This window comes from Massilia sp. ZL223 (assembly GCF_018119395.1).
Lineage (GTDB): Bacteria > Pseudomonadota > Gammaproteobacteria > Burkholderiales > Burkholderiaceae_D > Telluria.
In genome coordinates this window covers 30,341-42,254 of the sequence record NZ_JAGPWD010000011.1, presented here as the reverse complement: position 1 = coordinate 42,254, position 11,914 = coordinate 30,341, and the positions used below count along the sequence as shown (strand labels likewise).

Annotated in this window: 10 protein-coding genes; 6 read left to right on the top strand and 4 right to left on the bottom strand. The window is 66.5% G+C overall.

All coding sequences use genetic code 11. The features are described from left to right. The first annotated feature begins 73 nt into the window (after positions 1-73). On the top strand, positions 74-1,168 hold the full coding sequence (aroC, locus tag KBW95_RS09580) for a chorismate synthase (RefSeq protein WP_211522696.1): 1,095 nt from the start codon (positions 74-76) through the stop codon (positions 1,166-1,168). Between the two features lie 66 nt (positions 1,169-1,234). Here aroC and KBW95_RS09575 read toward each other — a convergent pair whose 3' ends face one another. Both KBW95_RS09575 and KBW95_RS09570 read right to left on the bottom strand, forming a co-directional pair. Then, positions 1,235-2,728 (bottom strand): HDOD domain-containing protein, encoded by a 1,494-nt coding sequence (locus KBW95_RS09575; protein ID WP_229429650.1) that lies wholly within the window; start codon positions 2,726-2,728, stop codon positions 1,235-1,237. Beyond that, on the bottom strand, positions 2,725-4,476 hold the full coding sequence (locus KBW95_RS09570) for a bifunctional diguanylate cyclase/phosphodiesterase (protein ID WP_211528117.1): 1,752 nt from the start codon (positions 4,474-4,476) through the stop codon (positions 2,725-2,727). The genes KBW95_RS09575 and KBW95_RS09570 overlap by 4 nt, the downstream gene beginning before the upstream one ends. 341 nt (positions 4,477-4,817) lie before the next feature. Here KBW95_RS09570 and KBW95_RS09565 point away from each other — a divergent pair, with 341 nt between their 5' ends. The 4 genes from KBW95_RS09565 (at position 4,818) to KBW95_RS09550 (ending at position 8,183) form a co-directional block, all read left to right on the top strand. After that, the gene (locus KBW95_RS09565; protein ID WP_211528116.1) at positions 4,818-6,512 is read left to right on the top strand and encodes an isovaleryl-CoA dehydrogenase; all 1,695 of its coding nucleotides are present in this window, start codon (positions 4,818-4,820) and stop codon (positions 6,510-6,512) included. 129 nt (positions 6,513-6,641) lie between these two features. Next, complete coding sequence (upp, locus tag KBW95_RS09560) at positions 6,642-7,292, top strand: uracil phosphoribosyltransferase (RefSeq protein ID WP_211522699.1); 651 nt, start codon at positions 6,642-6,644, stop codon at positions 7,290-7,292. A gap of 17 nt (positions 7,293-7,309) precedes the next feature. Continuing rightward, positions 7,310-7,660 (top strand): Hpt domain-containing protein, encoded by a 351-nt coding sequence (locus KBW95_RS09555; protein ID WP_211522700.1) that lies wholly within the window; start codon positions 7,310-7,312, stop codon positions 7,658-7,660. Positions 7,661-7,979: 319 nt separating this feature from the next. Continuing rightward, the gene (locus KBW95_RS09550; protein ID WP_211521980.1) at positions 7,980-8,183 is read left to right on the top strand and encodes a cold-shock protein; all 204 of its coding nucleotides are present in this window, start codon (positions 7,980-7,982) and stop codon (positions 8,181-8,183) included. 199 nt (positions 8,184-8,382) lie between these two features. Here the strand turns inward: KBW95_RS09550 and KBW95_RS09545 are convergent, their stop codons facing one another. Beyond that, positions 8,383-9,288, bottom strand: a complete 906-nt coding sequence (locus KBW95_RS09545) for a LysR family transcriptional regulator (protein ID WP_211522701.1) — start codon at positions 9,286-9,288, stop codon at positions 8,383-8,385. A gap of 164 nt (positions 9,289-9,452) precedes the next feature. Here KBW95_RS09545 and aceB point away from each other — a divergent pair, with 164 nt between their 5' ends. Continuing rightward, complete coding sequence (aceB, locus tag KBW95_RS09540; protein ID WP_211528115.1) at positions 9,453-11,042, top strand: malate synthase A; 1,590 nt, start codon at positions 9,453-9,455, stop codon at positions 11,040-11,042. A 42-nt stretch (positions 11,043-11,084) separates the two neighbouring features. On the opposite strand, the gene gloB is transcribed toward aceB, so the two are convergent. Continuing rightward, a complete protein-coding gene (gloB, locus tag KBW95_RS09535) occupies positions 11,085-11,903 on the bottom strand; it encodes a hydroxyacylglutathione hydrolase (protein ID WP_211528114.1) in 819 nt (272 codons plus the stop codon). Positions 11,904-11,914 lie beyond the last annotated feature (11 nt).

The following is an 11,914-nucleotide window of genomic DNA, read 5'->3' as shown; positions in this document are numbered from 1 at the left end:
GGGGTGGCCTACGGCTTGTCTGGCGTACTGGTAAAATGGTCTTTCGACCAATCCCTTTGAGAAGAAGTACACCATGTCCGGCAACTCATTTGGCAAGCTGTTTTCCGTAACCACTTTCGGCGAGTCGCACGGCCCGGCCATCGGCTGCGTCATCGACGGCTGCCCGCCCGGCCTGGCCTTGAGCGAAGCCGACATCCAGCCCGAGCTGGACCGCCGCAAGCCCGGCACCTCGCGCCACGTGACCCAGCGCCAGGAAGCCGACCGTGTCCAGATCCTGTCGGGCGTGTACGAGGGCGTGACCACCGGCACCCCGATCGCCTTGCTGATCCAGAACGAGGACCAGCGCAGCAAGGATTACGGCAATATCGCCGAGAGTTTCCGTCCAGGTCACGCAGATTACACCTATTGGCACAAATACGGCGTGCGCGACCCGCGCGGCGGCGGCCGTTCCTCGGCGCGCCTGACGGCTCCGGTGGTGGGCGCGGGCGCGGTGGCCAAGAAATGGCTGCGCGAAATGTACGGCACCGAGTTCTTTGGCTGCATGAGCGCGCTGGGCGATATCGCGGTGCCCTTCGAATCCTTCGAGCACGTGCATGCGAATCCTTTCTTCGCGGCGACGTCCGACGCGGACCTGATCGCACGCATGGAAGCCGCCATGGACGAACTGCGCCGCGCCGGCGATTCGATCGGCGCGCGCATCGACGTGGTGGCGCGCAAGGTGCCGGTGGGCCTGGGCCAGCCGATCTACGACAAACTCGACGCCGACATCGCCTACGCGATGATGGGGATTAACGCGGTCAAGGGCGTGGAAATCGGGGCGGGCTTCGGCTCGGTGGCGCAGAAGGGTTCGGAGCACGGCGACGAGCTGACGCCGGAAGGCTTCGTGGGGAACAACGCCGGCGGCGTGCTGGGCGGGATCTCGACGGGGCAGGACATCACGGTGTCGATCGCGATCAAGCCGACCTCATCGATCCGCACGCCGCGGCGCTCGATCGACAAGCAGGGCAATCCGGTGATGGTGGAAACCTTCGGGCGCCACGATCCCTGCGTGGGGATCCGTGCGACGCCGATCGCGGAGGCGATGCTGGCGCTGGTGCTGATCGATCATGCGCTCATGAATCGGGCGCAGTGCGGGGATGTGCGGGTTTCGACGCCCAAGCTGGGCTAAGCTTGCGGCGGCTCACCGAACTTGGGTTCCGGCCAAGGGGGACGCCGAGTTGCAAGCGTCGCGCGATTAAACCCGCGTAGCAATCGCCTCCAGCTGATGCCGCCGCTCCACGGTGCGCACCACCAGCCCGCGCAAATCGTTCAGCAGCGAAAACTCCGTCTGGCTCAGGATCACCGACGGGAAGCTGTCGTCCCAGTCCCCGTAGATGAAGCCCGCCGGCTGCCCGTGCGCGCACAGCGGGATCACCACGAAGCAGCGCGCCTCGGACAGGGTGCCTTTCCACCAGCCCGGCAGCTTGGCCGCGAACTTGGCGTCGCGCGCGTTCTCGATGAAGATCACGCGGTCGCTCCCGAGCGCCGCATGGAAGACGTTCGGCTCGTAGACGTCGTCGAACGCCAGGTTCGGCAGCAGCGCCTTGGCATCCTCGCCGAAGCCGATGCGCGCCGAGTACTTGCCGTCGCGGCGGTTGCGCAGGAAGGCGAAGGAACGGCTGAAGGACAGGCCGTTGTGCATCGTCTCCAGCGCCATCGAAATCATCTGGCCGGCGGTGGCGTTCGGGCCGGCGTCGCGCATGTCGGCCACGCCGCTCATCAGGATCTTGTTGCCGGCCATGCGCTTGCGGGTCGCCATGGCTTCCTTGGCGCGCTTTTCCAGCGGCTTGGCCAGCGGCGCGATGGACAGGTCCGAGGCCGCATTCGCCTTGGCCTTGTCGATCGCGCCCAGGATGCCGGTGGGCTCCACGCCCAGCATCGGCGAGAAGCTCTCCGCCAGCGTGGCCACGCGCGCGGCGCCGGCTTCGTCGTCGGCCCACAGGGCGTCGGCGGCGAGGGTCGACATGGTGCCCAGGGCGGCCAGCCACTCGTCGTGGCCGAAGCCTTCGCCGCGCTCGGCCGGTTCGACGCGGCGCATGCCGGCGATCAGGTTGCGCGGCAGGCCCCAGTAGCCGGCGGTGGCGCGGCCGATTTCTTCCAGCGACATGCCGAGCACGGTCACGGCGGCGGTTTCTTCTTTCCCGGCGCCGGCGGCTTCGAGCATCTGGGTCCAGCGCTCCGGCATGTAGAAGGTAATCATCATGCGGCCCAGCGAATGCAGGATCGAGCAGACCACCGCTTCCTCCGGGTCGCGCGTGGCCGCGCTGGCGGCCACCTGCTGGGCCACCATCCCGGCCAGCACCGCCTTTTCCATCTCGATATGGGCGGCTTCGGTGTCCGGAGTGCTGCGGCTGAGTTCCTCGATCAGCTTCAGGCCCAGGGCCAGGTGGCCGATGGCCTCCGTCCCCAGCACCAGCACCGCCTTGGAGACGGTGTTGATGCGCTGGCCGAAGGCCGAGTACATGCTGCTGTTCGCGAGGCGCAGCACCTTCTGGGTGAGCACGGGATCGGACAGCACGGTCTGGGTCATGGAGAACTCGCGCTCGTCCTCGCCGCGCATGGAGGCGAGGATGGCGTTGATCGCCTTGGTAAATCCAGGCATGTCGCCCTGGCGGCGGATACGTTCCCACAGCAGGGCGAGGGTGGCTTCCCCCTTCGGCGAGCGCACGGTGTCGGCTTGTGTCGTCATGGTTTGGCCGTCCGGGTTTCGGAAGGCAGGAGAGCGGTGTAAAGGTTTTCCTTGAGGGCGGCCACGGCCACGTTGGCCGGCATCGGCTTGCCCGTGAGGTAGCCCTGGACGTAATGCACGCCCTGGCCATCGAGCCAGGACAGCTGTTCCTCGGTCTCGACGCCTTCGGCCACGACCGACAGGTCGAGGTGCTTGGCCAGGTCGAGCACGGCGTTGCAGATGGCGGCGTCCTTGGTGGCCTCCGGCAGGTCCTTCACGAAGGCGCGGTCGACCTTGAGGACCGAGATCGGGAAGCGCTTGAGGTAGGCCAGCGAGGAGTAGCCCGTGCCGAAGTCGTCGATCGCGATGCGCGCTTCGCGCTCGGCCATCTTGGCCAGGATCGCTTCGGCGTGCAGCGGGTCGACCATCAGGGTGCCCTCGGTGATCTCGAGCACCAGCTGGCGGCCGGGCGTGCCGGACAAGGCCAGGGCGTCGTCGAGGACCTGCAGGAAGCGGTCGCTGCGGAACTGGCGCGGGCTGATGTTGACCGAGATGTAGAGTTCGCGGCCCGCCACTTCCTGGAACTGGCGGATCTGCATGCAGGCCGCCTTCAGCGCCCAGGCGCCCAGCAGGTTGATCAGGCCGTTGGTTTCTGCGATCGGGATGAAGCGGCCCGGCGGCACCATGCCCAGGGTCGGGTGCTTCCAGCGCATCAGGGTCTCGAAGCCCTCGATGGTGCGGGTGCGGGCGTCGACGATGGGCTGGTAGAACAGCAGGAATTCACCCTCGCGCACGGCGTTGAACATCGCCGCCTCGAGCGAGATGTCGTGTTCAGGCGGGCCCTGGTCGCGCGGGCTGTAGAGCACCGTGCGGGCCTTGCCGGTTTCCTTGGCGCGCGACATCGCGGTGTCGGCCAGGGTCACCAGGCGCACTTCGTCTTCGGCGTGGTCAGGGTAGATCGAGATGCCGATCGAGGCGCCCAGGTAGATCGTGTGGCCGCCCACTTCGAAGGGCGACTGCAGGGTGGCCATCAGGCGGCCGGTGACCAGCTTGATCTGGGCGTCGGTGAAGGTGCCCGGCAGGACCGCGACGAATTCGTCGCCGCCCACGCGGGCCAGGGTGTCGCTGTCGCGCAGGGTGCGGCGCAGGCGGCCGGCGGCCATCTGCAGCACGGCGTCGCCGATCGGGTGGCCCAGCCCGTCGTTGACCTTCTTGAAGCCGTCCAGGCCGATGGTGGCGACCGAGAAGCCCTGGCCGGAACGGCGCGCGTTGGCGATCACCATGCGGATGCGGTCGGACAGCAGGACGCGGTTGGGCAGTTCGGTGAGCGCGTCGTGGGTCGCCATGTGGCGCAGGCGCTCTTCGGTGGCGTGCTGGGCCGACATGTCGCGGCCGATGACCAGGATCGGGGCGTCGTCGCCGGTGTCGAGCAGGGCGATGCGGAGTTCGTACCAGACGTCGCGCTCGCCCAGGCGGAAGCGCGCTTCGACGATGGCGGGAACGGCGTCGCCGGGACCGATGTTGCCGGCCGCGTTCACCAGGGCGTTGCGCAGCGCCGGCTGGTCGACTTCGTGGACCAGCGACACCAGCGCACGTCCCGCTTCGACTCCGCCAAGGCGTTGCGCACGCGTGCTCGCCGTGCGGATCTGGCCGCCCGACGTGATGCGGAATACGGCGTCGCCGGCGGTCTCCAACAGGCCGTCGAGCAGCCCCGCCGGGAGCGGGGCGCGCGCCGGAGGCTGGGGCACGGCGGAAAAACTGGTGTGCATCGTTAAATAGTTGCCTTCTGATCGCTGGCACGTGCACGACATGCCGTCCAAAACCGTGCAAGTCTACCAAACCTCATGCGACTCTATCACCGAAAGATTCCAAAAGGCATTAAAAAACACAAGCCTTGGCCTCATTGAGCGGAGATTTGCGCTGGAACAGGCGGCTTGCCACGCATGAACGTTTGCGCTAGCCTGCTTGTCGGATAGATAAGCGTACGTACGCCATCATTGTCGCCTATTCTTGCTGAGTAGAAAATGACAGTTGGTGAGTTTGATGCTTACATGCAACATCACTTTAAAAAAAAAGGGCTCGACGCCTAAGCAACAGTGAGGAGACACTGATGGACACCCGGCTTACGGCTTTCGATACCCATGAGGTATTCAACCAGGCGCCGCCTTTCGTCGGGGCCAACCTGTACGCCTGCGACCCGGCCCTGCGGGAAGGGCTGCGGCGCGAGGGCGGCGGCTTGGCCGCGCCGGCGCTGGAAACGCTCGGCGCAAGGCTCGGCAGCGCGGAGGCGCAGGAGCTGGCGCGCCTCGCCAATGTGCACGGGCCGCGCCTGGTGGCCTACGACCGCAGCGGCAAGCGCGTCGACGAGGTCGAGTTCCATCCGGCCTGGCACCAGCTGATGGGCATGATGATCGGCGCCGGCGCCCATGCGGCCCCCTGGCTGGAGGCCGGACCGGGCGCCCAGGTGGCGCGCGCGGCCCAGTACCTGCTGTTCGGCCAGCTCGAGAACGGGGCCCAGTGCCCGGTCACCATGACCTATGCCTCGGTGCCCGCGCTGCGCCGCCATCCGCGCATCGCGGCCACATGGCTGCCCAAGATCCTGTCGCGCGACTACGATCCCCGTTCGCTGCCGGTCGAGCAGAAGCGCGGCGCCCTGATCGGCATGGGCATGACCGAGAAGCAGGGCGGCACCGACGTGCGCGCCAATACCACCCGCGCCGCGCAGATGCCGCCGTCGGAAGCGCAGGCGCGCTTCGGCGAGGAAGGCGAGGGCGCCTACCGCATCGTCGGCCACAAATGGTTCTTCTCGGTGCCGCAGTCGGACGCCCACCTGATCCTGGCGCAACTGGACGAGGAGGGCAGCGCGGGCCTGTCCTGCTTCTTTGTGCCGCGCTTCCTGCCCGACGGCAGCCGCAATGCGATCCGGGTGCAGCGCCTCAAGGACAAGCTGGGCAACCGCTCGAACGCCTCGTCCGAAGTCGAGTTCCAGGACGCGGTCGGCTGGATGATCGGCCAGCCTGGGCGGGGCATCCCGACCATCCTCGAAATGGGCAGCCACACCCGCCTCGACTGTGTGCTGGGCAGCGCCGGCATCATGCGCGCGGCCCTGTGCCACGCGCTGCATCACGCCCGCGGCCGCGCTGCCTTCGGGCGCAAGCTGGCCGAGCAGCCCCTGATGCAGAACGTGCTGGCCGACCTGGCGCTGGAATCGGAAGCGGCGACGGCCTTCGCGCTGCGCCTGGCGCGCTGCTACGACCAGCTGGACGATCCGCAGCAGGCGCTGCTGGCCCGCATCCTGACCCCGGCCGGCAAGTACTGGATCTGCAAGCGCGGCCCCGTGTTCGGCGCCGAGGCGATGGAAGTCATGGGCGGCAACGGCTATGTCGAAGACGGCCCGCTGGCCAGGCTGTACCGCGAATTCCCGGTGAATTCGATCTGGGAGGGCTCGGGCAACGTCATGTGCCTGGACGTACTGCGCGCGATCGGCAAGTCGCCCTCGGCGGCGCGCGAGGCCCTGGCGGCCGAGCTGATGCCGGCGGCGGGACTGGATGCGCGCTTCGCCGCCTACGCCGGGCGCCTGCTGGACGAGCTGCCGGCCAGGGTGCAGGACGAATTCGGCGCCCGCAAGCTGGCCGAGCGGCTGGTGCTGGCGGTCCAGGGCGCACTGCTGCTGCGCCATGCGCCGCCTTTCGTGGCCGGCGCCTTCGTCACCTCGCGCATTGCGCAGGACGTCGGCGGCGCCTTCGGGCGGCTGCCGGGCGGGACGGACTGCGCGGCGATCCTGGAGCGGGCGCTGCCGGTTTGAAGGCGGCTGGCGGCGGCGCTCCGGCGCACCCGCCACAATTATTTCTTCGACAAAGGGCCGCGCGGCTGGGATAATGCTGCGCACATTGAGCGAACCGCCTCAGCTTTACACCGACCTTCCAAGCCGACCATGAAACAAGACCCGCGTTTTCCGAACCTGTTCATCCTGAACCACCCGCTGATCCAGCACAAGCTGTCGCACATGCGCGAGCACGACACCTCGACCCGCACCTTCCGCGAGCTGCTGCGCGAGATCACGCTCCTGATGGGCTACGAGATCACGCGCGACCTGCCGCTGACCACGCGCCAGATCACCACCCCGCTGGTCACCATCGATGCGCCGGTCATCGCGGGCAAGAAGCTGGCCGTGGTGCCGATCCTGCGCGCCGGCATCGGCATGAGCGACGGCCTGCTGGAACTGGTGCCGTCGGCGCGCGTCGGCCACATCGGCGTGTTCCGCGACCCGGACACCCATGAGCCGGTCGAATACCTGGTGCGCCTGCCGGACGTGACCGACCGTACCTTCATCCTGTGCGACCCGATGGTCGCCACCGGCAATTCGGCGGTGCATGCCGTCGACGTGCTCAAGAAGCGCGGCGTGCCGGACGAGCAGATCCTGTTCCTGGCCCTGGTGGCCGCGCCGGAAGGCATCGCGGTGTTCCAGAAGGCGCATCCGAACGTGAAGGTGTACGTGGCTTCGCTCGACTCGCACCTGAACGACGACGCCTACATCGTGCCGGGCCTGGGCGACGCGGGCGACCGCATCTTCGGCACCAAGTAAGGCGGCAGGGCGAGGCGATGGCGCATCCGGCCGACCAGCAGTTCTTCGCGCGCCTGGCCGCGCTGAACGACAAGTTCGCCAGTACGCTGCCGGGCACGCTGGACCGCCTCGCCATGCTGGCCGGCCAGCTCGACCCGGCCGCGCCGGCCGAGGCGGCCGGCGAACTGCAGGCCATGCTGCACACGGTGGCCGGCTCCGCCGCCACCTTCGGCTACCGCGGCCTGGGCCAGCATGCACGCACCCTCGAGCAGCGCCTGCGCGTGCTGCAGACCTTCGAGTCGGTGGCGGCTGCGGACTGGCAGGACTGGCTCGGCGAGCTGGAGCGCTTCATCCTCGACGCGCGGCGCGATCCGAAATCGCTTAGCTGAAACCCGCGGCGGCGCAAGGCCGCCGCGCAAGTGTCCTATCCGGCCAAATTTGATTCAGCGCAAACATTTGGCCTGCTCATTCCCCTATATTCACGTAAAGCCGAATATAAAAAATCGCCGCGCCAATTCGTTGATTTGCGGAATGTTGCGGGTTCTTCGATTTTTTATTTCACGAATAGGGCATACCCTGTTTTTATTCGGTATAATACGGGATCGTTGGGTTCGAGGTAGTAGTGCAGTCTGTCTGTCATTCCTTTCTTGCTTCTTCAAACGATCTTAAACGGGCGCAAGCCCAACTTAACTGAAATAGGAAATTGTAATGGCAACTGGCATCGTAAAATGGTTCAATGATTCGAAGGGTTTCGGCTTCATCACCCCGGATGAAGGCGGCGAAGATCTGTTCGCGCACTTCTCGGCTATCCAGAGCGCCGGCTTCAAGTCGCTGCAGGAAAACCAGCGCGTCTCGTTCGACGTGACCACCGGCCCGAAGGGCAAGCAAGCAGCGAACATCCAGCCGCTGTAATGCACTGATCGCATACGCTGCGATCCACAAAATCCCCGGAATTGCCGGGGATTTTTTTTGCCTGTACGCATTGCGCGATCGGGCGCCGCTTGGGTTGGCGGCTCCGCCGCCGACGCGTTTAACCAGCGCTCGCGTGGCCGTGCGGACATGTGTGGAACGCGCCGGCGGCATAGCCGCCAACCCTACGGCCAGCTCGGCGTCACCGGTGCCGCCAATAGTCCGGCTGCGCGTAAGAGCGGCGCAGGAAATCGACGAAGGTCCTGATGCGCAAGGGCAAATGCCGGCGCTGCGCAAAGACCGCATAGATATCGTTGCCCGGCGCAGCGTATTCGTCGAGTACCGTACAGAGTTCGCCGCTGGCGATCTGTCCGCCCACTTCCCACATCGAGCGCCAGGCCAGTCCCTTGCCGGCCAGCGCCCAGGCGTGCAGCACCGCGCCGTCGTTGCACACCATGTTTCCGCCTACCTTGAGCGTCACCGGCTTGCCCTTGTCGAGGAAGGTCCAGCCGCGCTGGCTGCCTTCGCTGCTGATCGCCAGGCAGTTGTGGCGCGCCAGGTCGGCGAGGGCCTGGGGCCTGCCATGGCGCTTGAGGTAGGCCGGCGTGGCCACCACGACGCGGTGGTTGTCCGCGAGCTTCACGCCCACCAGGCTCGAGTCGTTGAGGCTGGCGATGCGGATCGCCACGTCCACGCCTTCGCCCACCACATCGACCACCCGGTCGTTCAGGTTCAGGTTGACGGTGACCTCGCGATGCTCGGCCAGGAAGGAGGGCAGCAAGGGCGCCACGTGCTGGCGGCCGAAGCCCGCCGGGGCCGACACCAGCAGATGGCCGGTGGCGCGCGCGCTGCGTTCCGAGGCCGCGTTCTCGGCCTCGTCCAGTTCGTCGAGGATACGCTGGCAATCTTCGAGGAAGGCCGCGCCTTCGTCGGTCAGGACCAGCTTGCGCGTGGTCCGCTGCAGCAGCTTGACGCCGAGGCGCGCTTCCAGCGCGTCGAGCCTGCGCCCGATCATGGCCGGGGCAATGCCTTCCGCGCGCGCCGCGGCCGACAAGCTGCCGCGCGCCACCACTTCGACGAAGGTCTCGATCTGCCTGAACTTGTCCATCTCTTCTGATTACCTATCAAAAACGCACAGATGTAGTGAGAAATTGTATCGTTTAGCTATGTTCTGGTGAATATACTTGAAGGTATGACAAACGCCAAGCCGGTGTAGACTGGCTTGATCTGGCAGTTTGCAAAAGATTTTTTTCTTTCATCCAGGAGTCAAGTATGACCATCGCCACCCCCGCCGGTATGGAAATCCGGGCCGAGATCAAGCCCGGGTACGAACAGATCCTCACGCCGCAGGCACTCGAACTCGTCGCCAAGCTGTCGCGCGCCTTCGAGCCGCGCCGCCAGGAGCTGCTGGCGGCCCGCGCCGAGCGCGCCCGCCGCCTGGACGCCGGCGAGCGTCCGGACTTCCGTCCGGATACCGCCCACATCCGCACAAGCGACTGGAAGATCGCCCCGATTCCGAAGGCCCTCGAATGCCGCCGCGTCGAAATCACCGGCCCGGTCGAGCGCAAGATGGTCATCAATGCGCTGAACTCGGGCGCCGACAGCTACATGACCGACTTCGAGGATTCGAACACCCCGAACTGGGACAACCAGCTCACCGGCCAGATCAACATGATGGACGCCGTGCGCAAGACCATCTCGCTCGAGCAGAACGGCAAGACCTACAAGCTGAACGACAAGGTCGCCACCCTGGTGGTGCGCCCGCGCGGCTGGCACCTGGACGAGAAGCACGTGCTGGTCGACGGCAAGCGCGTCTCGGGCGGCATCTTCGACTTCGCGCTCTTCATGTTCCACAACGCCAAGGAGCAGCTGGCGCGCGGCGCCGGCCCTTACTTCTACCTGCCGAAGATGGAGTCGCACCTCGAGGCGCGCCTGTGGAACGACATCTTCGTCATGACCCAGAACGAACTGGGCCTGCCGCAAGGCACGATCAAGGCCACCGTGCTGATCGAGACCATCCTCGCCGCCTTCGAAATGGACGAGATCCTGTACGAGCTGCGCGAGCACAGCGCCGGCCTGAATGCGGGCCGCTGGGACTACATCTTCTCGTGCATCAAGAAGTTCAAGCTGGACAAGGACTTCTGCCTGGCCGACCGCGCCAAGGTCACCATGACCTCGCCCTTCATGCGCGCCTACGCGCTGCTGCTGCTCAAGACCTGCCACAAGCGCGGCGCGCCGGCGATCGGCGGCATGGCGGCCCTGATCCCGATCAAGAACGACCCGGCCAAGAACGAAGTCGCGATGGGCGGCGTGCGCAGCGACAAGGCGCGCGACGCGAGCGACGGCTACGACGGCGGCTGGGTCGCACACCCGGGCCTGGTGGAGCTGGCCATGACCGAATTTACCAAGGTGCTGGGCGACCGTCCGAACCAGATCGACAAGCAGCGTCCGGACGTCGAAGTCACGGCCAGGGAACTGCTGGACTTCAAGCCCGAGACCCCGATCACCGAAGACGGCCTGCGCTACAACATCAACGTCGGCATCCACTACCTGGGCGCCTGGCTGGCCGGTAACGGCTGCGTCCCGATCCACAACCTGATGGAAGACGCCGCCACCGCCGAGATCAGCCGCTCGCAGGTGTGGCAGTGGATCCGCACACCGAAGGGTGTGCTGGAAGACGGCCGCAAGGTCACGGCCGACATGGTGCGCGCCATGATCCCAGAGGAACTGGCCAAGGTGAAGCAGGTCGCGCCGAACGGCGACAACCCGAGCTATGTGCGTGCCGCCGAGATCTTCGAGCAGATGTCGACCTCGGAAACCTTCGCCGAGTTCCTGACCCTGCCGCTGTACGAAGAAATCTGATGCGCCTGGGATGAACGGCCTTGGCCGTTCATCCCGCGTGATTCAGAACACGTTCTTCCACTCCCTCAGGGCCGCGAAGGCCTGCACCGGCGGCGCGCCCGCCGGCAGCCTTCCGGCCGTCACCAGGCTGTGCACGATGCCCGGCTCGGTATAGCGCAGGAAGGGATTCGTCCCGCGCTCCAGCCCGATCGTCGAGGGCACAGTCGGCAGGCGGGTGCCGCGCCGTTCCGATGCATCGCGCATGCGCAAGGCCACCGCCTGGTTGTCCGGCTCCACCGCCTGGGCAAAGCGCAGGTTCGCTATCGTATATTCGTGCGCGCAATACACGAGCGTATCGTCAGGCAGCGCCGCCAGCTTGGCGAGCGAGGCCGTCATCTGCTCCGGCGTGCCCTCGAACAGGCGTCCGCAGCCTCCCGCAAACAAGGTATCGCCGCAGAACACCCAGTTGGCGCCCTCGGCGGCGTCGCCCTTGCGCCGCACGTAGGCGATGTGGCCGCGCGTATGGCCCGGCACCGCCAGCACCTCGAGCTCCAGATCCAGGCCCGGCACCCGCATCCGGTCCCCTTCGTCGAGCGGATGGGTGACCTCGGCGATGCCGTCGTGGCGCGGGCCGTAGACCGGCACCGGCGCTTCCGCCAGCAGGGCGGGAACGCCGCCGATATGGTCAGCATGGTGATGGGTGAGTAGAATGGCGGTCAGGGTCAGCCCGTTCGCGGCGAGCGCGTCGCGGATAGGCCGGGCGTCGCCCGGGTCGACGACAGCGGCATGGACGCCGTCGTGGATCAGCCAGAGGTAGTTGTCGTTGAAGGCGGGTATAGTGAGAACGGTGAGGTCCTGGGCCTTGCTCGGCGAATTCGTCATGGTGGGATCAG